At 67.0% G+C, this 22199-nt stretch carries 20 protein-coding genes; 11 read left to right on the forward strand and 9 right to left on the reverse strand.

All coding sequences use genetic code 11. The annotated features are described in order from the left end of the window. Positions 1–30: 30 nt before the first annotated feature. Genes ftsH through QZM67_RS11815 form a run of 3 tightly spaced genes read right to left on the reverse strand, consistent with a single transcriptional unit; the run spans position 31 to position 3173 of the window. On the reverse strand, positions 31–1944 hold the full coding sequence (ftsH, locus tag QZM67_RS11805) for an ATP-dependent zinc metalloprotease FtsH (protein ID WP_301803006.1): 1914 nt from the start codon (positions 1942–1944) through the stop codon (positions 31–33). Positions 1945–1977: 33 nt separating this feature from the next. Next, on the reverse strand, positions 1978–2487 hold the full coding sequence (locus tag QZM67_RS11810; protein ID WP_301803009.1) for a BCAM0308 family protein: 510 nt from the start codon (positions 2485–2487) through the stop codon (positions 1978–1980). 38 nt (positions 2488–2525) lie between these two features. Beyond that, the gene (locus QZM67_RS11815; RefSeq protein WP_301767284.1) at positions 2526–3173 is read right to left on the reverse strand and encodes a BON domain-containing protein; all 648 of its coding nucleotides are present in this window, start codon (positions 3171–3173) and stop codon (positions 2526–2528) included. 279 nt (positions 3174–3452) lie between these two features. On the opposite strand from QZM67_RS11815, the gene QZM67_RS11820 reads away from it, so the two are divergent. Beyond that, entirely contained in the window at positions 3453–3641 is a 189-nt protein-coding gene (locus QZM67_RS11820) for a DUF2964 family protein (RefSeq protein WP_301767283.1), read from the forward strand. 88 nt (positions 3642–3729) lie between these two features. Here QZM67_RS11820 and QZM67_RS11825 read toward each other — a convergent pair whose 3' ends face one another. The 5 genes from QZM67_RS11825 to QZM67_RS11845 all read right to left on the reverse strand — a co-directional run bounded on the left by QZM67_RS11825 (position 3730) and on the right by QZM67_RS11845 (position 9161). Beyond that, positions 3730–4677, reverse strand: coding sequence for a carbamate kinase (locus tag QZM67_RS11825; RefSeq protein ID WP_301803012.1), 948 nt, complete (start codon positions 4675–4677; stop codon positions 3730–3732). Between the two features lie 13 nt (positions 4678–4690). Further along, positions 4691–5695: an ornithine carbamoyltransferase gene (locus tag QZM67_RS11830; RefSeq protein WP_301803757.1), complete on the reverse strand. Its 1005-nt coding sequence runs from the start codon at positions 5693–5695 to the stop codon at positions 4691–4693. A gap of 39 nt (positions 5696–5734) precedes the next feature. Next, positions 5735–6958: an arginine deiminase gene (locus QZM67_RS11835; RefSeq protein ID WP_301803014.1), complete on the reverse strand. Its 1224-nt coding sequence runs from the start codon at positions 6956–6958 to the stop codon at positions 5735–5737. Positions 6959–7059: 101 nt separating this feature from the next. Next, a complete protein-coding gene (locus tag QZM67_RS11840) occupies positions 7060–8730 on the reverse strand; it encodes a basic amino acid/polyamine antiporter (protein WP_301803016.1) in 1671 nt (556 codons plus the stop codon). A gap of 206 nt (positions 8731–8936) precedes the next feature. Beyond that, positions 8937–9161, reverse strand: coding sequence for a hypothetical protein (locus tag QZM67_RS11845; RefSeq protein WP_301803018.1), 225 nt, complete (start codon positions 9159–9161; stop codon positions 8937–8939). 318 nt (positions 9162–9479) lie between these two features. Between QZM67_RS11845 and QZM67_RS11850 the strand changes: the two genes are divergently transcribed. The 10 genes from QZM67_RS11850 (at position 9480) to QZM67_RS11895 (ending at position 21529) form a co-directional block, all read left to right on the forward strand. After that, positions 9480–10085 (forward strand): LemA family protein, encoded by a 606-nt coding sequence (locus tag QZM67_RS11850; protein WP_301803021.1) that lies wholly within the window; start codon positions 9480–9482, stop codon positions 10083–10085. A gap of 165 nt (positions 10086–10250) precedes the next feature. Beyond that, positions 10251–11747, forward strand: a complete 1497-nt coding sequence (locus QZM67_RS11855) for an efflux transporter outer membrane subunit (protein ID WP_301803024.1) — start codon at positions 10251–10253, stop codon at positions 11745–11747. Then, on the forward strand, positions 11744–12817 hold the full coding sequence (locus QZM67_RS11860; RefSeq protein WP_301803027.1) for an HlyD family secretion protein: 1074 nt from the start codon (positions 11744–11746) through the stop codon (positions 12815–12817). The genes QZM67_RS11855 and QZM67_RS11860 overlap by 4 nt, the downstream gene beginning before the upstream one ends. Further along, complete coding sequence (gene rbbA / locus QZM67_RS11865) at positions 12814–15630, forward strand: ribosome-associated ATPase/putative transporter RbbA (protein ID WP_301803030.1); 2817 nt, start codon at positions 12814–12816, stop codon at positions 15628–15630. Before QZM67_RS11860 ends, rbbA begins: the two co-directional genes overlap by 4 nt. 2 nt (positions 15631–15632) lie before the next feature. Further along, positions 15633–16757 (forward strand): ABC transporter permease, encoded by a 1125-nt coding sequence (locus QZM67_RS11870; RefSeq protein ID WP_301803033.1) that lies wholly within the window; start codon positions 15633–15635, stop codon positions 16755–16757. A gap of 182 nt (positions 16758–16939) precedes the next feature. Next, a complete protein-coding gene (locus QZM67_RS11875; protein WP_301803038.1) occupies positions 16940–17128 on the forward strand; it encodes a DUF2964 family protein in 189 nt (62 codons plus the stop codon). Positions 17129–17156: 28 nt separating this feature from the next. Next, positions 17157–18293, forward strand: a complete 1137-nt coding sequence (locus QZM67_RS11880) for an ABC transporter permease (protein WP_301803039.1) — start codon at positions 17157–17159, stop codon at positions 18291–18293. Further along, a complete protein-coding gene (locus QZM67_RS11885) occupies positions 18290–18994 on the forward strand; it encodes an ABC transporter ATP-binding protein (protein WP_301803759.1) in 705 nt (234 codons plus the stop codon). Before QZM67_RS11880 ends, QZM67_RS11885 begins: the two co-directional genes overlap by 4 nt. Further along, on the forward strand, positions 18991–20076 hold the full coding sequence (locus QZM67_RS11890; protein ID WP_301803042.1) for an HlyD family secretion protein: 1086 nt from the start codon (positions 18991–18993) through the stop codon (positions 20074–20076). The genes QZM67_RS11885 and QZM67_RS11890 overlap by 4 nt, the downstream gene beginning before the upstream one ends. Then, positions 20054–21529: an efflux transporter outer membrane subunit gene (locus QZM67_RS11895; RefSeq protein ID WP_301803045.1), complete on the forward strand. Its 1476-nt coding sequence runs from the start codon at positions 20054–20056 to the stop codon at positions 21527–21529. Before QZM67_RS11890 ends, QZM67_RS11895 begins: the two co-directional genes overlap by 23 nt. A 25-nt stretch (positions 21530–21554) precedes the next feature. On the opposite strand, the gene QZM67_RS11900 is transcribed toward QZM67_RS11895, so the two are convergent. Further along, the gene (locus tag QZM67_RS11900) at positions 21555–22010 is read right to left on the reverse strand and encodes a hypothetical protein (RefSeq protein ID WP_301803047.1); all 456 of its coding nucleotides are present in this window, start codon (positions 22008–22010) and stop codon (positions 21555–21557) included. Between the last annotated feature and the right edge of the window lie 189 nt (positions 22011–22199).

Consider the following 22199-nt stretch of genomic DNA (forward strand, 5'->3'; position numbering starts at 1 on the left):
GCGGCCCGATCGTCGGTAGCCGGTAGCGGGTCAGGGTGACGTGTCCGTTGCCGTTACCGGCTCCGCATCGGCTCGCGCCGGTTCGGGCGCCGCGCCGAGATCATGCGGCGGCGTAATGAGCGCCACCAGCGTGTCGTGATCGATCGACTCGTGCTGCAGCAGGCACCGCGCGATCCGTTCGAGCGCGTCACGATACTCGCCGAGTGTCGCCGCGACCCGCACGTGCGCGTCTTCGAGCAGCGCGCGCACCTCCTCGTCGATCAACTGCGCGGTGTGTTCGCTGCACCGGCCGTCGCCCGGCGTCCACACGCCGGGCGAACCGCCCTGCGGCGTCGCATCGTCGAGCGTCGCCAGGCCGAGCTTCGCGCTCATCCCGTACTGCATGACCATGTGCCGCGCCAGCGCAGTTGCGCGCTCCAGATCGTTCTGCGCGCCGGTCGACACGTCGCCGAACGCGATCTCCTCGGCCACCCGGCCGCCGAGCAGCACGTCGAGCCGGTCGAGCAGCTCGCTCTTGCGCAGCACGTAGCGATCCTCGGTCGGCACCTGCTGCGTATAGCCGAGCGCCGCGATGCCGCGCGGGATGATCGACACCTTCTTCACCGGATCGCAGTGCACGCGGCTTTGTGCGACGAGCGCGTGTCCCGCTTCGTGGTACGCGATGGTCCGCTTTTCCTCGTCGTTCATCACGCGGCTCTTGCGCTCCATGCCCGTCATCGCGCGGTCGATCGCTTCATCGAAGTCGGCCATGCCGATCGCCGGCTTGCCGAGCTCGGCCGCGTGCAACGCAGCCTCGTTGACGACGTTCGCGAGATCAGCGCCGACGAAGCCCGGCGTGCGCTGCGCCAGCTCGGCAAGGTCAATTTCCGGGGCCAGCTTCACGCGCTTCGTGTGCACGGCCAGGATCTGCTTGCGTCCGGTCAGGTCGGGCCGGTCGATCGCGATGTGGCGGTCGAAGCGCCCGGGCCGCAGCAACGCGGGATCGAGGATCTCGGGCCGGTTCGTCGCGGCCATGATGATCACGCCCGAATTGGCCTGGAAGCCGTCCATCTCGACGAGCAACTGGTTGAGCGTCTGCTCGCGCTCGTCATTGCCGGACATCAGGCCGACGCCGCGCGCCTTGCCGAGCGCATCGAGTTCGTCGATGAACACGATGCACGGCGCCTTCTGCTGCGCCTGTTCGAACAGGTCGCGCACGCGTGCCGCGCCGACGCCGACGAACATCTCGACGAACGCCGAGCCGCTGATCGTGAAGAACGGTACGGCCGCCTCGCCGGCCACGGCGCGCGCGAGCAGCGTCTTGCCGGTGCCGGGCGCACCGACGATCAGTACGCCCTTCGGGATCTTGCCGCCGAGCCGCTGGTAGCGTTCGGGGTTGCGCAGGAACGCGACGATCTGCTGCAGCTCGGCCTTCGCCTCGTCGATGCCGGCGATGTCGTCGAACGTGATGCCGGTTTCCTGCTGCACGTACACGCGTGCCTGGCTTTTGCCCATGCCGCTCAGGTCCCGGACCCCGCCCGGCCTGCGCATCATGAAGCTCCAGAACGTCACGAGGACGATCACCGGCAGTATCCATCCGGCAAGCGTCTCGAGCCAGCCCGAATCCGGCACGCCGCGATAGCGGATGCCGGCGGCCGTGAGTTCGGTGACGAGACGATCGTCGGCGACCCGGTTGGTCGCGAAGCGCCACGGCGGCCCCGCCTTCTTCACGGCGGCCGCGTCGGAGGCCGGCAGGTCCGCACCGGCCTCAGGCATGCGCAGCACGCCCGAAATCGACGATTGGCCGATGTCCAGATCGTCGACGAGCCGCGCGTCGACCAGGCGGTGAAAGTCGCTGTACGAGATCGACGTCGTTGCCGGCTGGGCCATCAGTAGCTGATACGCCACCAGCGCGGCAAAAACCAACGGGATCAGCAGTCCGGAGTAGTCGAATGATTTTTTCATCGCATCAGGCCCGCTCGCCGGACACACCGCCGTTCATGCATCGTCGCGCGTCCATTGCACGCGCAGCATGTCCTCGCCATCGCGATAGTTGAGCGCGAGATCGCCGTGATGCGCATGCAGCAACGCTTCTCCCAGCCGTCGCACCATGTGCACGCCCGTCGTGCGGACGACGAGCGTATCGGCGGATTTCTCGATTTCCATGATGCGTTCGAGTGCGTGCTCGCTCGTCTCCAGATCGGCCTGGCGCTCGAGCAGATCGAGAATCGTCGCCCGGTGCGCGCGCAGGTACGCGCCGTGCAACACCAGTTCGCCCGCCGGCAGGTTTTCTCGCATGCGCTTGCAGGCCGGGCATTCGAGCTGTCGCCGGTCGAGCGGCGTCGCATACCACGTCCAGCGGCCCGCGTCGCAGACGGCGCCGCAGCCTTCGCAGATCCGGTCGCCTTTGGGCCGCTTCGGATCGCGGAAACTGTCCTTCGTATGCGGCTGCATGCGCTTGTCGCGGCGCAGATGGTTTCGGCCGGGGCCGGAATTCGAACGGTTCATGACTGCTTCTCCTCGCAGTAGACAGCACGGGCTGGCCGTCAGCCGACGGTGAGCCGGTCGACGACCTCCCGGACACCTCTGACCGACCCGGCAGCACCGCACGCGGCGCGCCTTTCGGCGAGTGACGCGACCTTGCCCGTCAGCGTGATGACGCCGTCGACCGCGTCGATCGCAATGCCCGCGGATTCGCGCTGCGCGCGACGCGCAAGCGCTTCCGCGATCCGCGTGCCGACGTCCGGCACCGTGTGGTCCGTTCGCACCTGGATCCGGTTCGCGACGCCGACGACGCCGATCATCCGGCTGACCATCTTTTCCGCCGCCCGACTCTGGTATGCATGATCGACTTCACCGTCGAGCGTCACGCAACCGTGATCGACCTCGACGCGAATCTTGTGATCGCGCAGCGCCTCCTGCCAGCCGAGCGCGAACGTGATCGCGATCGCCAGTTCCTGATCCGCGCACGCGTTCTCCGGCGGCGTGACGTTCAGTTCGAGCACGAGCGCGCGCGCATCCTCGACATGCAGCGCCGTTTTCTGCGCCTCGAGTTTCTGGGCCCAGCTGTCGACCGTGCCGCGCAACGTCACGATCCGGTCGCGTACGTCGACGTCGATCCGCCGTGCATCGATCGCCGGATTCCAGAACAGCGCCTGCTCGACATCCTGCTTGAGTGCTGCATCGGACTTCATTTCCGTCTCCTGTCGGGCCGTGCCGGTCGCGACATTCGCGATCGGCGATGGGGCCGCACCGGATTCAGCATCGCGCACGGCGGCGCCGGCGGGTTGACGAGGATCAATCAACGGCGTGCTGGTGGAAATGGCCATCGGGCGCGCGCATGCCGGATTCGTCCGTTGATACAGATCAACCGTGCGGCGGAGCGCAACGCGATCATGACGCCAGACGCCACGAAATCCGTGACAACCCACGCGTTTCGCATTCGTACGACCGCCGCTCTCCAGGAGACCGTCATGAACCGCAGGCAATACCGAATCGCGCTCGCGACGCTCAGCGTGTTCATCGCGCTTGCATCGCTGGCCGGCATCGTCCACGGGATGCTGTTCGACGAGCGGGTTTTCAGGTATTCGATCGTCACACTGATCCTGAGCATCCTCTCGTTCGTCGTCCTGCTGAACCTCGCCCCGGGCGACCGCCCGTGACCCGCGCGGCGCCAACGCCTTCGAACCTGACGTAACGAGCGGCCGCGTCCGGCCGCCATTCATGCCGTACGTCGCCGAAGTCGCGCCGTCACCGCGCCGGATCCGTCGTCCCGCCGAACGCGCAATCGTGCCCGGCCAGCACCGAGGTGCCGGCGGTGTCGTCGACTAAGCGCGCAATATCCGCGAGCGAGCCGATAGTCGCGCGCCGGCCCGACGTTCGAGCGAAGTCACCGGCGGCCTCGACTTTCGGTCCCATGGAGCCCGCTGCGAAAGCCAGCCCGGCAAGCGCCTCCGGCGACGTACGGCGAACCAGTCGCGCGTCGGCGGTGCCCCAGTCGACGTACACGCCTGCCACGTCCGTTGCGATCACGAACAGGTCCGCATCGATTTCACGTGCGAGCAGCGCCGCGCTGCGATCCTTGTCGACCACCGCCTCGATCCCCTGGTGCCGGCCGCCTTCCGCTTCGACCACGGGGATGCCGCCTCCTCCTGCGCAAATCACGATCGCACGGCAGGCGAGCAGCGCCCGTACCGGCTCCATTTCCAGAAACCGCAGCGGCCGCGGACTCGGCACGACCCGTCGGTACCCGCCACCGTCCGCGACGACTTTCCAGCCATTGGCGTCGACCATCTCCGTTGCCGCTGCTTGCGTGAGGATCGGACCGACCGGTTTGTCAGGATGATGGAGGGCAGGATCCGTGGCGCTCACCTCGACCATCGTCAGCAGTGTCGCGCATGGACGCGATGCCGGCAGCCGGTTGCGCAGTTCCAGTTCGATCAGGTAGCCGATCATGCCTTCGGTCTCGGCGTCGAGCACATCGAGCGGAAAACGTTCGGCAGGCGGCGCCTGCCGGGAGAGCGTCGCGAGCATGCCGACCTGCGGGCCGTTGCCATGCACGATCACCAGTTCGTTCCCGTGCGCGATGCTCGCCAACTGTGCCGCGGCCAGTCTCACGTTCTGCAGTTGCGCGGCGGCGCTCATCGCCTCCCCGCGCCGCAGAAGTGCATTGCCGCCGAGTGCGACCACGATACGCATCGCCTGCCCTCCCCTAGCCGGCCAGCGTTGCAACCAGCACCGCCTTGATCGTATGAAGCCGGTTCTCGGCCTGCTCGAAGACGATGGACGCGTCGGACTCGAATACCTCGTCGGTGACCTCGACACCATCGGTCAGCCCGTAGTGATCGGAAATCTGCTTGCCGACCACTGTATGCGCGTCGTGAAATGCCGGCAGGCAATGCATGAACTTCACGCGCGGGTTACCGGTTTCCGACAGAAGTTTCGCGTTCACCTGATAGGGCAGCAACGTACTGATGCGCTCGCCCCATCGCTCCTCCGGCTCCCCCATCGAGACCCATACGTCCGTGTAGATGAAGTCCACGTCCTTCACCGCTTCGCCGGGCTGTTCGGTCAGCATGAGCCGTGCGCCCGTCTTCGCGGCGATGTCCCGGCATTGCGCGATCAGCTCGTCATTCGGCCATAGATGCCTCGGCGCACAAAGGCGAACGTCCATGCCGAGCTTCGCGCCGACGATCATCAACGAATTGCCCGTATTGTTGTGCGCGTCGCCGATGTAGCAATACGCGATTTCGTGTACCGGCTTGTCGCTGTGTTCGTGCATGGTCAGCACATCGGCCAGCATCTGGGTAGGATGGAATTCGTCGGTCAGCCCGTTGTACACGGGTACGCCGGCGTACTGCGCGAGTTCCTCGACGATCTCCTGGCCGAAACCGCGATACTCGATCGCGTCGTACATCCGGCCAAGCACTCGGGCCGTGTCCTTCATCGATTCCTTGTGACCGATCTGCGACCCCGTCGGATCGATGTACGTGACGTGCGCGCCTTGGTCATGGGCGGCAACCTCGAACGCGCATCGCGTGCGGGTCGACGTCTTCTCGAAGATCAGCGCGATGTTCCTGCCGGTCAGGCGCGGTACCTCGGTGCCCGCGTATTTCGCGCGCTTGAGGTCGCGCGACAGGTCTAGCAGATAACGAATCTGGCGCGGCGTGTAGTCCATGAGCGTCAGATAGCTTCGATTGCGTACGTTGAACATGATGAGTTTTCTTCTCTCGAGGTCGGCATGGAATGGCGCGGTTCAGAGCGCGACCGGATCGCGCGCGACCGGGCAGCTCAGGCAGTGACTGCCGCCACGCCCGCGGCCTAGCTCGCCGCCGGGCAGCTCGATCACATCGACACCGGCCTGGCGCATCTTGCGGTTCGTGTGGGTGTTGCGGTCGTACGCGAGCACGACGCGACGGTCGAGCGCGAGCACGTTGTTGCCGTCGTCCCATTGCTCGCGCTCGCTTTCGTAGCGGTCCCCGCCCGTCGTCAGCACGCGCAGCGAGCCGACACCGAGCGCGCTCGCCACGACCTGCAGGAACTTCTCGTCATGACGCTCGTAGCGAATCTGCCCGAGCGCGTCTCCGGCATACAGGCTCGTGCAGCGGATCTCGTCGGCCACGTCCGGATAAATGCTGACGAAATCGACGTCGAGGAACGAAAAGACCGTGTCGAGATGCATCGACGCGCGTGACTTCGGAAACTGGCATGCAATCACGCGCTTCGCACCGTTGCCGGCGAACAGTGCGCGCGCGACCTGCGTGACGGCTTGCGGGCTCGATCGCTCGCCCATGCCGATCAGCACGACGCCGTTGCCGATGGCCATCACGTCGCCGCCTTCGAGCGTCTGCGTGCCGTGATCGACGTCGGGGTCGCCCCACCACGTTCTGACCTTGCCCGCGAAGCGAGGATGAAACGCGTAGACGGCCGCGAGCAGCAGTGTTTCTTTCCTGCGCGCGGGCCAGAACATCGGATGCAACGTCACCCCGCCGTAGATCCATGCACTCGGGTCGCGCTGAAAAATCAGGTTCACGAGCGGCGGAATCACGAAGTCCGATCGCTCCAGATATCCGCCAAACAAACCGCGTGCATCGAACGGCAGTTCCGATTTCGCGACGCCGCCGATCAGCACCTCGGCAAGCTGCTGCGCGGGCATCGATTCGAGCCATAGCCGCAACTCGCGAAGCATGCCTGTTCCGACCTCCTCCTCCGTGATGCGGCGATCGAGTATCCAGTCGCGCGCGCCGGTATCGAGGCAGACTTCGGCCAGTAGATGCTGAAACTCCAGCACCTCCACGTCTCGTTCGCGCAGGACGCGCACGAACGCCTGATGATCCTCGATGGCCTTGTCGACCCAGATCACGTCGTCGAAGAGCAAGGCTCCGCAGTTGGCCGGCGTCAGCCGGCGATGAGCGAGGCCAGGCGCGCAAACCATCACGGTTCGCAGTTTGCCGGTCTCGGAATGAACGCCAAGAGTCATGATCGGATTCCGGAAGTTCCGCAGCATTTTTGAGTGGACACGCCGCCGCGATGGCGTGGCCTGTTCGTCATCGGCCCTGTCGATCGCGTATTCGATACCCGTCAGCCAATCGACACGACGCCCTTCGCGAACAGCACGCATGCAGTCACCGCGACGGCGAGCAAGACGACTGCGGCCGTGCGCTCGAGTCCGGTAAACGCGGGTGAGTCTGGATTCTTCTCGCGCTGCGCATACCAGAACACGGGGATGCCGATCACGAAGAAGATCGTCGACATCAGCAGATAGGTAGGACCGGCTGCGTAGAGCAGCCATGCAGCGTATGCGGTGCCCAGAATGCCGGTCCACATCGACGCGCGTTTGCCCTCGCCCGCCTGCTCGCGGAAGCTCTTCTGCGTCGCGCATTTCCACAGGAAGCCGGTGCTTGCGAGATACGGCGGCAGGATCATCACGCCGGCCACGCTGATGAGCCACATCCACGCGTCGTGCGCAAACAGCACGACGAACATCATGGCCTGCATCACGCCACTCGAAATCCAAAGCGACGGCGCAGCCGCATGATGGCGATTCTCATGCGACAGGAACCGCGGAAAAATATTGTCCTTGGCGGCTGCATACGGCAACTCGGCAACGAGGACCGTCCACGCCAGCCAGCAGCTCAGCACCGAGAACAGCAGCGCGACGACGACGAAGACCGCCCCCCAGTGCCCGACGAGCTGTTCGATGACATAGGCCGTGGACGGATTCTGCAGGCCCGCCAGCTGATGCTGGGACATCACGCCGAACGGCAGCGCGGAAAGCAGGAAATAGAGCGTCGTGCAGACTGCGAGCCCGATGAACGTCGCGGTGCCCACCGCGTGCTGATCGCGCGCCCGGTCGGACACGACGACGGCGCCCTCGATGCCGATGAACACCCAGAGCGTGACCAGCATCGTGCTCTTGACCTGTGCAAGCGTGCCGCCGAGATGCTGCTGCTGTCCCCACACATCGAACGAAAAATGTCCCTTCTGGAAAAACAGCGCCATGACGACAATGGCGACGGACAGCGTCACGACATTGACCACGCTCGTTATCGTGTTGAGGATCGCCGCGCGCTTCACGCCGGAAAGCACCATGAAGTGCAAGGCCCAGATCAGCAGCGATCCGCCTGCAATCGACTGCCAGTTCTTGCCATCGAACGCGGGGAAAAAATAGCCGAGCGTCTGCATGATCAGCACCGCGAACGCGACGTTGCCGAACGCGGAGCTGAGCCAGTATCCCCAGGCCATCTCGAAACCCGCGAACTTGCCGAAGCCTTCTCGCGCATACGAGTAGATGCCAGCAGTGAGTTCGGGGCACTGGTCCGCCAGCGTCCGAAACGCGTTTGCCAGAAAGAACATGCCGACGAGCGTGATGATCCATGCGATCGCGATGGCGCCGAGGCCGGCGCCCGCGGCCATGTTCTGCGGGAGGTTGAACGCCCCGCCGCCGATCATCGAGCCGACGACGATGCCGCTCAGCAGCAGCAAGCCGAGCTTGCGTGTATCGGGACCGCCAGCGACCGCCTTCGGCACGGACGACGTCCGGCCGCCCTCGACGGAGGGCTTCTCCACGACAGGTTGACTCATGTCAGTTCTCCACACACGGTGACTTCTCCTGGTCATACGACTCGCCGCATGACAAACGGCAACCATGATCAGGTCTCTGATAAATGAAAATAGAATTCGGATTACTATGTATTTGATATTCGTCGATTCCGGAAGGAAACCGGAAGCGGCGAAACAATGCGTCGACAAGGCCGAAAATTCCGCGGCGGAGCAACCAAGACCATAGTAGATGCCGAACCACCGGAACCCGCTTGATTCAGGTCAACGGTGCGGGTCCGGGCGTGGCGGGAAGAATGCAGGCGGGGGGGAGGAGCAGAGAAACCACCGCAATCTGAAAGGGACCAGGTAGCGGGGAGACGTCATCCCGGTCAATACGAGCGTACCGGCGGGTGTACTCAGTCCGGATCGCCGACCTCGACCGTGGCCAGCGGCATCCCGATGAAAGGCAGATCCGTGCGACGACGCGCGAATACCCACGGCGCGACGGGGTTCGAATGGCAGGAATGCGTGATGATTGCGTCGGCGACCACGTACGACCAGATCAGCCCGGGAGACCGCTGAAGACGAAAACCATACGGAACAAGGCCTGACGCAGCAAAGAACTGCGCGATCGTTTCCACGCGCCATGCGCCTTCCTGTTGGAACCCTCCGGGTTCTGACTCGGGTCGGCCAGCATCATCGATTCCTCGCTTGACACGATATACGTAACGGCAATCCCTCACGCAAAAAGTGGGCCTGACTCGTCTTTTCGCCATTGTGTGGGCGGCGAAGACTGCACGTCGCGCAGGTCCCGTGGCCGACAAGCCCTGCGAGCCAGGTTCTGCCGTGCACGACACAGGCGTCCTGGTTGACCGACGTCAATCGGCAATCCGGATCCGGTATCGAGAATTGACCCCAGGCTGTCCGGCAACCGGCACGGCGGTACAACGGAATCCGACATGAAGATGCTTTCGGTGGCGCTTGTCGTCTTTGCACTGGTGCCGGCCAGCGGCAGCCTCGCGCGACTGCGGGACGACGACAATCGGGTCGCCCTGGCGCTGAACGGGGTCGTCAGCACCTACAGCGAACGCGCCGCGATCGTCGCCGACCTTCTGCAGACGGCGTCCCGGGAATCCGCGGCCCGGCGTGCACAGCTGAGCGCGACGCGCGATGCCTGCGCGGCCCTCGCCGCCACGTCCGTCACCGTCGACGTGCTGCGGCGGGCCGACGCTCTCCCCAACTACGACAGCGTCCAACTCAAATTCGAAGTCGCCGTGTCCCGTTTGCTGGCCGAGTCGGATTCCGATCGCGCGATGTTCACCGACCCGCACTACAGCGTGGTCAAAGTGCGTCTTCGAGCCGTCGAGCTGCGGATCGGTATCGCCCGCGAGCAATACGACAATGCTGTCGCACTCTATAACGCCAGATTGCATACGTTCCCGACAAGCGTCACGGCCCGGCTGTTCGGTTTCCGTGAAGGCCGAACGTTTGCCGATCTTGACTCCCACTCACCGTTGCCGCGCGGCTTGCTCGGCCCCGGTGCCCGACGCAATCCGTGGGCGTGAGATCGTTGTGGCTCGTCTGTCAACCGAAGCACCGCTCGAAACGCATTCCCGCCGAAGTGATGCAGATCAAGGGGAGGAGCGTCAATCGTCGGATATAAGTGAACCCGAAGCGGCGACGTCACGAGGCGGCGCCACCCTGCGTTCCCGTATTCGCCGAGGCTTTCCATGCGCGCCATCGCGCTTCCCTCCGTCTTCCGCATCACGGCCGTCCGATACGTGCATTTAGTTGCGCTCGCAACTGGTATCGGCCTGATTTCCGGATGCCTGTCGCTCGCACCGAGTGACGAACCTCCGGCCGCGCCGGTTCCCGCCGCCTTTCTGGATCCGGCAGCCGGCAACACGCCTGTGGCAACCCAGGTGCCCGCGTGGCAGGACTACTTCGTTGATACGCGCCTTCGTGCGCTGATCGCGCAGGCGCTGGCCAACAATCGCGACCTGCGCGCGGCCGTTGCACGCGTCGAACAGGCACGCGCCGCCTACGGCATCCGCCGCGCGGACCAGTGGCCGACGATCGGCGCCGGCGCGGCCTATGCGCGGTTTCGCGCACCGGGCGGGTTCCTCACGCCCGCCCCGTTCATCGGTCAGGTCTACGAGGTCCAGCTGGCCGAAACGCAGTGGGAACTCGATTTCTGGGGCCGTGTCCGCAACCTGAAGGACGCGGCACTGCAACGCTATCTCGCGAGCGACGCGGCCCGGCGTGCCGCCACGCTGAGCGTGATCACGTCGGTCGCCAACGCGTATCTGGCGCTGTGTGAATACGACGAGCGCATCGCGCTGACCCGCGCGACGATCGACACGCGCCGCGAGTCGCTGCGGATTTTCCGGCTTCGCCACGCAGCCGGCGCAATCTCCCGCCTCGACCTGACGCAGGCCGAGATCCTGCTCCAGCAGGCGGAGTCCCTCGGCGCCCAGCTGCAGCAGGCGCGCGCGTCGGCGGCCGATGCACTGGCCTTGCTGGTCGGGGCACCGCCGAATCTGGCCGGCACGCCGCTCGCGCTCGACGACGGTGCCGTCGCGCCGTCGCTCGCCCCCGGCCTGCCCTCGTCGCTGCTCGCCCGGCGGCCGGACGTGATTGCGGCCGAGCACGAACTGCAGGCAACCCGCGCGAACATCGGCGCGGCGCGCGCCGCGTTCTTTCCGCGCATCGCGCTGACGAGCTCGATCGGCTCGGGCAGCAGCGCGCTGCATGACCTCCTGACGTCCAGCACCGGCGTCTGGTCGGTGATCCCGAGCGTGACGCTGCCGCTGATCGACGGCGGCCGCAATCGCTCGAATCTCGCGCTTGCGCACGCGCAGCGCAACGAAGCGCTCGCGCGCTACGAGCGGACGATCCAGGGCGCGTTTCGCGACGTCTCCGACGCACTTGCATCCCGCTACTGGCTGGCCGACGAGGTGCGCATCGAGCGCGCCACGCTGGATTCGCAGGCCGAACGGGCCCGCCTCGCGAAGCTGCGCTACGACAGCGGCGCGACCCGGTTCCTCGAGGTGCTCGACGCGCAGCGCGACCTGATGAACGCGGAGCAGCAATGGGTGATGACGCGCCGGGCGCTGCTGTCCAGCCGCGTCGCGCTCTATGGCGCGCTCGGCGGCGCCACGCGCGACAGCGACGCTGCCGCCGCGCCAACGACCAACGAATCGACGAATCCGGATTCCCTACGATGAAAACCCTCAAGCGCCCTCTTCTGATCGGGGCAGGCGTCGCCGTGCTCGTGATCGGCATGACGTATTACGGATGGACGCGCTGGCATGACGGTCAGGCCGATGCCGGCCTCGTGAGCGGCAACGGCCGTATCGAAGCGACCGAGATCGACGTCGCGACCAAGCTGCCGGGGCGTGTCACCGCGATGCTCGTCGACGAAGGCGACTTCGTGAAGGCAGGCCAGCCGCTCGCGCGCATGGACGTCGTCGTCCTGCAGGCGCAGCTCGACGAAGCGCGAGCCCGGGAGCAGCAGGCGGTGAACACGGCGGTGAGCATCGACGCGCAGGTCGCGCAGCGGCGCAGCGACAAGGCAGCGGCCGAGGCTGTCGTCGTCCAGCGGGACAGCGAACTGGATGCGGCGACGCGGCGGCTCGCGCGCTCCGAGACGCTGTCGCGCGACGGCGCGTCGTCGATGCAGGAGCTCGACGACGACCGCGCCCGCGCCGGCAGCCTGCGGGCGACCGTGAATGCGGCACGCGCACAGGTGCAGGCCGCGCAGGCCGCGATCGACGCGACCCGCGCCCAGCTCGTCGCCGCTAACTCCGCCGTGACGGCTGCGCAGGCGACGGTCGCGCGCGTGCAGGCCGACATCTCGGATAGCGACCTGACATCGCCGCGCGACGGGCGCGTGCAGTATCGGGTGGCCGAATCGGGCGAAGTGCTGCCGGCCGGCGGCAAGGTGCTCAACGTGGTCGACTTGTCGGATGTCTACATGACCTTCTTCCTGCCCGAGACGGTCGTCGGACGGGTGCCGCTCGGCGCCGACGTGCGAATCGTGCTCGATGCGGCGCCGGAGTACGTGATTCCGGCCCGCGTGTCGTACGTGTCGAGCACCGCGCAGTTCACGCCGAAGACGGTCGAGACGGCCACCGAACGGCAGAAGCTGATGTTCCGCGTGAAGGCGCGCATCGATCGCGACCTGCTGCAGCGCCATCTGAAGCTCGTCAAGACCGGTCTGCCGGGCGTCGCGTGGCTGAAGGCCGATCCGAATGCCGCGTGGCCCGCGCGCCTCGCGGTCAAGGTCCCCCAATGAAGTCGACGCTCCTGGCCGAACCCGCCGCAGGCGCGACCGAAGGCCCGCCGGTTCCTGCGCCGGTCGCACGCCTGTCCGGCGTTTCGCTGCGTTACGGCGACAAGGCCGCGCTCGACGACGTGACGCTCGACATTCCGGCCGGCCGCATGATCGGCCTGATCGGGCCGGACGGCGTCGGCAAGTCGAGCCTGCTCGCGCTCGTGTCCGGCGCACGGGCGATCCAGCAGGGGCGCGTCTGGACCCTCGGCGGCGACCTGTCGTCACGCCGTCATCGCGCGCGCGTCTGCCGGCGCGTCGCCTACATGCCGCAAGGCCTGGGCCGGAACCTGTATGCGACGCTGTCCGTCGAGGAAAACCTGCAGTTCTTCGCGCGGCTCTTCGGCCACGACGCGGCGGAGCGGCGCCGCCGCATCGATGCACTCACGCACAGCACCGGCCTGCACCCGTTCCTGGATCGGCCCGCCGGCAAACTGTCCGGCGGCATGAAGCAGAAGCTCGGCCTGTGCTGCGCGCTGATCCACGATCCGGACCTGCTGATCCTCGACGAACCGACGACCGGCGTCGATCCGCTGTCGCGCGCGCAGTTCTGGGAGCTGATCGGGCGCATTCGCGCCGCCCGTCCGGCGATGAGCGTGCTGGTGGCCACCGCGTACATGGACGAGGCCCGGCGGTTCGACCGGCTGATCGCGATGGATGCCGGGCGCGTGCTGGCGACCGGCAGCCCGGACGAACTGCTGGCCCGCACCGGATGCGGCACGCTCGAGGACGCGTTCGTCGCGTTGCTCCCGGACGCACAGCGGCGCGGGCACCAGCCGATCCGGATCGCGCCGTTCCAGCCCGATGCCGCCGCCGGCTACGCGATCGAGGCCGACGGACTGACGATGCGGTTCGGCGATTTCGTCGCGGTCGATCACGTCAGCCTGCAGATCCGTCGCGGCGAGATCTTCGGCTTCCTCGGCTCCAACGGCTGCGGCAAGTCGACGACGATGAAGATGCTCACGGGGCTGCTCCCCGCGTCCGACGGCACGGCGACGCTGTTCGGCCAGCCGGTCGCCGCCGACGACATCGACACGCGCCGGCGGGTCGGCTACATGTCGCAGGGGTTTTCGCTGTACGGCGAGCTGACCGTGCGGCAGAACCTCGTGCTGCATGCGCGCCTGTTCGGCGTGCCGGAGACGGACGTGCCAGGGCGGGTCGCCGAAATGGTCGAGCGCTTCGGGCTGGCCGGCTCGCTCGACACGCTGCCCGAAAGCCTGCCGCTCGGCATGCGGCAACGGCTGTCCCTCGCGGTGGCGATGGTGCACAAGCCCGAGTTGCTGATCCTCGACGAACCGACGTCCGGCGTGGACCCTGTCGCGCGCGACGACTTCTGGCGGCTGATGATCGAGCTGGCACGGCACGATCGCGTCACGATCTTCATCTCGACGCACTTCATGAACGAAGCCGAGCGCTGCGATCGCATCTCGCTGATGCACGCGGGCCGGGTGCTCGCCAGCGCCGCCCCCGGGGAACTCGTGCGCACGCGCGGCGCTGCCACGCTCGAAGAGGCGTTCATCGCCTACCTGACCGATGCGCAGCGCGTGGACAGCGCACCGATGGACCAGTCGTCCGACGCGGGCTGGCTGAGCGCGCCGCCCGACGCCGCCGACGCGGCCGACACTCGTGCCGGTGCCGGCCGCGCAACCGCATGGTTCAGCCCCGCACGCGCCGGCAGCTACCTGTGGCGCGAAGTGCTGGAGCTGCGCCGCGACCCGCTCCGTGCGACGCTGGCGCTGTTCGGATCGCTCGTGCTGATGTGCGTGATCAGCATCGGCATCAGCCTCGACGTCGACAACCTGACGTTCGCGGTGCTCGACCACGACCAGTCGATGCTGAGTCAGGACTATGCGCAGAACCTCGCCGGCTCCCGCTACTTCGTGCCGCGCGCACCGCTCGTGGACGATCGCGACATCGATCGCCGCATGCGCAACGGCCAGTTGTCGCTCGCGATCGAGATTCCGCCCGGCTTCGCCCGCGACATCGCGCACGGCCGGCGCGTCGAGATCGGCGTGTGGATCGACGGCGCGATGCCGATGCGCGCGGAGACGATCCGCGGCTACGTCGCCGGCATGCATGAAAACTGGCTGCGCGACAAGGCCAAGCGCCGGCTCGGCGTGTCGCTCGCGCCGGCCGTCGAGATCGCCGTCCGCTATCGCTACAACCCGGACGTCAGGAGCCTGCCGGCGATGATCCCGGCCATCATGCCGATGCTGCTGCTGATGCTGCCCGCGATGCTGACGGCGCTGGCCGTCGTCCGCGAACGGGAGCTCGGGTCGATCGTCAACCTGTACGTGACGCCCGTCACACGCGCCGAATTCCTGCTCGGCAAGCAGGCGCCCTACGTGATGCTGGCCATGCTGAATTTCCTGCTGATGGTCGTGCTGGCCGACCTCGCGTTCGGCGTGCGGATCAAGGGCAGCTTCTTCACGCTCGCGGCCGCGGTGCTGGTCTTCAACGTGGTGGCCACGGGCATCGGCCTGTTCGCGTCGACGTTCACGCGCAGCCAGATCGCCGCGATCTTCATGACGATCGTCGGCACGCTGATTCCCGTCGTGCAGTTCTCGGGGCTGCTCACGCCGCTGTCGTCGCTGGAAGGCGCCGGCAAATGGATCGGGACGGTCTACCCGGCCACCTACATGCTCGCGATCAGCCGCGGCGTGTTCAACAAGGCACTCGGCCTGGCCGACCTGTCGTCGCAGTTCTGGCCGCTGCTCGCGGCGGCGCCCGCCATCCTCGTCATGACCGCCGTGCTGCTGCGCAAACAGGAGCGCTGACCATGTCGCGCCTGCTCGTCATTTTCCGGCTCGGGGTCAAGGAGCTCTGGAGCCTCGCCCGCGATCCGATCCTGCTCGTGCTGATCGTCTACACGTTCAGCGCGTCGATTTACGTCGCCGCCACCGCGCGCCCGGAAACGCTGCACAAGGTGCCGATCGCGATCGTCGACGAAGACGCGTCGCCGCTGTCGGCGCGCATCGCCGCTGCGTTCTTCCCGCCGCAGTTCGCACCGCCCCCGATCGTCGACGCGGCTGCGGCCGACCGCGGTCTCGACAATGGCGACTACACGTTCTCGCTCGACATTCCGCCTGATTTCCAGCGCGACGTGCTCGCCGGCCGCCCTGCGACGATCCAGCTCAACGTCGACGCGACCCGCATGACGCAGGCGTTTACCGGCGGCGGCTACGTGCAGCAGATCGTGTCGGGCGAGATCGACGCGTTCGTGCGCCGCTATCGCGGCGCGCCGTTACCGCCCGTCGATCTCGCGATGCGCATGCGCTTCAACCCGAATCTCGACGAGGTGTGGTTCGGCGCGTTGATGGAGCTGATCAACAACGTGACGATGCTGTCGATGATCCTCACCGGGGCCGCGCTGATCCGCGAGCGCGAGCACGGCACGATCGAGCATCTGCTCGTGATGCCGGTGACGGCGGCAGAGATCATGCTCGCGAAGGTCTGGTCGATGGGCCTCGTCGTCACGGTGGCAGCCGTCGCGTCGCTGACGCTGGTCGTGGGCGGGGCGCTGCACGTGCCGATTCCGGGCTCCATCCCGCTGTTCGTGGCCGGGATGGCGCTGCACCTGTTCGCGACGACGTCGATGGGCATCTTTCTCGCGACGCTCGTGCGCAGCATGCCGCAGTTCGGGATGCTGCTGGTGCTCGTGCTGCTGCCGTTGCAGTTGCTGTCGGGCGGGCTGACGCCGCGCGAGAGCATGCCGGTGGCAGTGCAGGACATCATGCTGGCCGCGCCGACCACGCATTTCGTCGAACTCGCGCAACGCATCCTGTACCGGGGCGCCGGCCTCGATGCGGTCTGGATCCAGTTCGCGGTGCTGTTCGCGATCGGATGCGTGCTGTTCCTGCTGTCGCTGATGCGCTTCCGCAAGACCATCACGCAAATGGCGTAAGCGACCGGGTAAGCGGCCGGATACCCTCGCGGCGCCCGGATTCGTCCGTTGATACAGATCAACCGTGCCGGAACCCTGCACGCGATCATGACGTCACGTCTTGCGCAAACCGTAGCGACCGCGATTGCGGCAGCGCGGCCGCGCGATCACGGGCGGCCGGCGGCCGCCCCCGGGAGAACGTCATGATGCGCCTGCCCTACCGGATCGTTCTGGCCACGCTCGGTGTTTTCGTCGCACTCGCGTCGCTGCTGGGCGTCGTGCATGCGATGCTGGTCGGGGTGCATGTCCTCCCTTACGCGATTGTCGCGCTCGTTTCGGGCATCGCCGCCTTCGTCGCGCAGTCGAATCCGGCGGTCGGCGAGCATTCGTGATGCGCCCGCATCCCGTGCCTTCCCCATCATGAACGGCATCCTCCGCCTCGCGTTCAAGCTGCTCGTGAACGACAGCGCGAAGTTCACCGCGCTGACCGTCGGCATCACGTTCTCGGTGCTGCTGATGATCGAGATGACGTCGCTGTTCGCCGGCATCCTGAACAAGTCGTCGGCGTCCGTGATCAACATCGGCGCGAAGGTGTGGGTGATGGACCCGGCCGTGAAGACGATCGCGAACAGCATCGGCATGCCCGACTACGTCCTCGATGCAGTGCGCAGCATCGACGGCGTCAAGTATGCGGTGCCGCTCTATTCCGGCGCAGCGCTCGTCAAGCTGCGCTCCGGCACCTATCAGGCCGTGACGGTCGTCGGCCTCGACGACGCAAGCCTGCTCGGCCGCCCGACGATGCTGCAGGGCCGGATCGAGGACATCTACGCGGAAAACGGCTTCATCGCGATCCAGGATCCCGAGTTTCCGAAGCTCGAGAATCCGTCGGTCGGCACCGATTTCGAGCTGAACGACCACCGCGGCGTGATCGTCGGCATCGCGAAGGTGGCGGCCAGCGGCCTGTTCGGCACGCCCACGCTCTACACCACGTATGCCCGTGCGATCCAGTACATTCCGTCGCCGCGCTTCACCACGTCGTACATCCTCGTCGAGCCGAAGTCGGAGGCGGACATCGCGCACATCAAGGCCGTCGTGACGTCGCTCGGCTATCGCGCGTACACGCGTGACGAATTCATCGCGCAGATCGCGCGCTTCTACAAGTACGAGACGGGGCTCGGCACCAACATCATGCTGATGACGATCATCAGCTTCATCATCGGCCTGTCGATCTCGGGCCAGACGTTCTATGCGTTCATCCTCGAGAACCTCGACAAGTTCGGCGCGCTGAAGGCGATCGGCGCGAAAAGCCGCGAGCTGGTCGCGATGATCCTGTTCCAGGCGACCTTCACCGCGCTGACAGGCTACGGCATCGGCGTCGGCCTGTGCGTGCTGATGATCAGCCTCGCGAAGCTGCAGATTCCGGATTACGCGGCGCTCGTCACGTTCGGCAATCTGGCGCTCGCATTCGGGATGGTGGTGGTGATCGCGACGATCTCGAGCTATCTCGGCGTGCGGCGTGTGCTGCGCATCGAACCGTTCGACATCTTCCGGGGCTGACGATGACGAAGATCGCGATCGACGCGCGCGGCGTCAGCAAATGGTTCGGCGAAGGCGACGCGCGCACGCAGGCCTTGTGCGAGGTATCGATGCAGGCGCACTTCGGCGAGATGCTGCTGATCGTCGGACCGTCCGGCAGCGGCAAGACGACGCTGCTCAGCGTGATCTCGGGGATCCTGCGGCCGGAATCGGGCTCGGTGTCGATCGACGGCGTCGACCTGTGGGCGCAGCCGAACGACGCGATTGCGGATTTCCGGCTGAACCGGATCGGCTTCGTCTTTCAGGACTATCACCTGTTCCCTCGGCTCACGACCGCGGAGAACGTCGCGATCCCGCTGATCCTGAAACGCCGGCCGTGGGACGAAGCGCTGCACGAAGCACTCGGCTATCTCGACGTCGTCGGGCTCGCGAACCGCGCGCAACTGCCGCCCGTCAAGCTGTCCGGCGGCGAACAGCAGCGCGTGGCGATCGCACGCGCGATCGTCAGCCAGCCCGACCTGCTGATCCTCGATGAACCGACCGCATCGCTCGACGGCGACACGGGCCGCATGATCATCGACTTCGTCAAGCACCAGGTGCTGAACGACACGCGTTGCATCGTGATCGTCACGCACGACGCGCGGATCTTCGAATACGCGGACCGCATCCTGCGGATGGAGGACGGCAAGCTGAACGGCATCGACCGCGGAGGTGCGCGATGAAACACCGGCTCGTGTTCGTGGCGGCGCTGCTCGGTTTCCTAGCAAGCCTCGTCGCCGCATGGGTGTACAGCCGCCAGGAGCCGCCGCAGCCGCCAGTGTTCAAACCGGCCGCCAACCCGTATGCGCGCGGCGTCTATGCGAACGGGATCGTCGAAAGCGAGCAGCCGGCCGGCGCGAACGTGAACGTCTACCCGGACGTGACGGGCGCGGTGACACGCATCCTCGTGCACGACGGCGATCCCGTGAAGGCCGGCGATGCGCTGCTGACGATCGACGACTCGGTGCAGCGCGCCACCGCCGCGCAGCTCACGGCGCAGGCCGACGCGGCCGCCGCGCTGCTCGACGAGCTGAAGGCCCAGCCGCGACGCGAGGTGCTCGACGTGGCGAGTGCGCAAACGACGGCCGCACAGGCCAGCCTGAAGCTCGCGCAGGATCAGTACGACAAGCAGCGGCACGCGTACGACATCGACCCGAAGGCCGTCAGCCGCGACGCGCTCGATACGGCCGCGAACGCAGTACGCGTCGCGACGGCCAACCTCGACGTCGTGACGCGGCAGTATCGCCTGACGAAAGCCGGCGCGTGGAGCTACGACGTGCGCAACCAGGAAGCGCAATCCGTCGCGCTGCGACGCGCGGCCGACGCGGCCGCCGCGCTGCTCGCCCGCTACACGCTGCGCGCGCCGGCCGACGGCACCGTGCTCGCGATGAACGCGGCGGTCGGCTCGTACCTGACGTCGCAGGGGCTGTACGACACCTACACGCAGGGCAACGCGCCCGTCGCGGTGCTCGGCACGCCGGTCGACCGCCTGCAGGTGCGCTGCTACATCGACGAAATCCTGATCCACCAGTTGCCCGACCTGCACGCACTGAAGGCGCACATGTTCGTGCGCGGCACGTCGGTCGAGGCCGACCTCCAGTTCGTCCGCGTGCAACCGTACGTGACGCCGAAGATCGAATTGTCCGACCAGCGCACCGAACGTGTCGACGTGCGCGTGCTGCCGGTCATTTTCCGTATCGTCCCGAACAAGGCTGTCCGGTTGTTCCCCGGGCAGATCGTCGATGTGTACGTGGCCGGCAAGTAATCGCCTCGTCCACCGGATGCCGCGCGCGGCGGCCGTGCTCGCGGCCGTCGCGTCGCTGGCCGGATGCATGGTCGGGCCCGACTTCACGCGTCCGCCCGCTCCGCGTGTATCGCGTTTCGTCGCGGCGGACACCGCCGCCGGCGCGTGGACGGCAGGCGGGCAGACACAGGCGCTGTCGGCGAGCGAGCCGCTCACGCGCGACTGGTGGACCCGCTTCGGCAGCCGAGCGATCGACTCGACCGTCGGCGAGGCACTGACCGGCAGCCCGACGCTCGATCTCGCCGAGGCGACGCTGCGGCGCAGCGAACATGCGCTGCGGGCCGGCGAAGGCGTCTTCTTTCCGCAGGCCGATGCGCAGGCCGGCGCGGCGCGCCAGCGTGACACGCCGCTGCGCACCGGGCAGGCACTGCCGGCATCGATCTTCAACCTGTACACGCTGTCGGCGACGGTCAGCTACACGCTCGACCTGTGGGGCGGCGAGCGACGCCAGGTCGAGGCGCTGGCGGCCGGTGTCGACGCGCAGCGCCAGGCGCTGGCAGGCGCGTACCTGATGCTGACCGCAAACGTCGTCAACACGATGATCGCGCGTGCCGCGTATCGCGACCAGGCCGCGGCCACACGCGAAATGATCGGCCTGCTCGACGAGCAGATCCGCCTGACGCGTGCGCAGGTGACGGCCGGCGCGGCGGCCTACGTCGCCGTGCTCACGCTGGAATCGCAGCGCGCGTCGCTCGAGGCGACGCTGCCCGCGCTCGACCAGAAACGCGCGCAGGCCGACGATCTGCTCGCGCTGCTGGCCGGCCGCTACCCCGTCGACTGGCACACGCCCGACCTGTCGCTCGAGCGCATCGCGCTGCCGGCGAGCCTGCCGGATACGGCGCCGTCGTCGCTGGTGCGCCGCCGGCCGGACATCCTGCAGGCGGAAGCGCAATTGCACGTGGCCAGTGCGCAGGTCGGCGTCGCGACGGCCGCGCTTTATCCGAATCTCACGCTGTCCGCGTCGGGTGGCTTCGACAGCATCGTCGCCGGCCAGCTGTTCGCGCCGGCCGGCCGTGCGTGGAGCGTCGGCGCCGGGCTCACCGCACCGCTCTTTCACGGCGGGACACTGCTGAACCAGCGGCGCGCGGCACAGGATGCGTATGACGAAGCCGATGCGACCTACCGGCAAGTGGTGCTGTCGGCGTTCTCGCAGGTCGCCGACACGCTGCGCGCGCTCGCGAACGATGCGACGGCGCTCGACGCGCAGGCCCGCGCAATGGCCGCGGCCCGCGATGCACTGACGCTCACGCAGGCCGGCTATGACGCGGGGATTTCGGGCTATGTGCAGTTGCTGGTCGCCGACGTGCAATACCATCAGGCACGCCTGGCGTGGCTGCAGGCGGTCGCTCAGCGACTGCAGGACACGGTCGCGTTCTACGTCGCGCTCGGCGGCGGCTGGGGTGACGCGGGCTGAAACGAGGCGGTGCGTGCGACCGGAGTCAGCCCGTTTGCGTGTGCGCCACGACGTCGGGACGCTGCCAGGGCGGCAACTCGGCCCAGCCGAGCGGGCCATAGACGGTACCGCCAGCAGCCTCGATCGTCTCGACGAATTCGGCGAGTGTGGCCCCCGCCGGCACGGCCAGCTTCATCGCGTCGACGAATTCCTCGCTGCGCAGCCACGGCACCGCGCCGCCGTTGATCTGCTCGACGCTCCAGTCGTGCCCGTGCCGGCCGGCTTCGGGCGGCAGCAGGCGCGGCGCGTCGAACGCCACGCGTAGCAACTGCGCGCGCGAATCGCTGTAAGGCGGTTGCGCAACGTCCTGGTAGGGCACGTCGGCCCAGCTTTGGCCGCATTGCAGATCGAGCGGCAGGCAGGTGAACCACGCCCAGGGGGCACGGACGAAGCACAGCCGGTAGCCGGTCCGCGCGCCGTCCAGATTGGCGATCAGCGTCATGATGGATTCGTCCCTATAGCGTCGAAATCTCGCTGCGCATTGCGTACGGCGTGTACGCGGCCGGCGCGGACGGCGGAATCACGACATCGCCTGCGCGCATGCGATCACTATCGTGCCGCCGTCCGGCCCCGGCGTTGATTGACGTCAACCCGGAGCCGCAACGGCTGGAGGACGAACCTCGCCCGAGCC

It is taken from the genome of Burkholderia sp. AU45251 (genome assembly GCF_030482905.1).
Classification (GTDB): Bacteria; Pseudomonadota; Gammaproteobacteria; order Burkholderiales; family Burkholderiaceae; genus Burkholderia; species Burkholderia aenigmatica.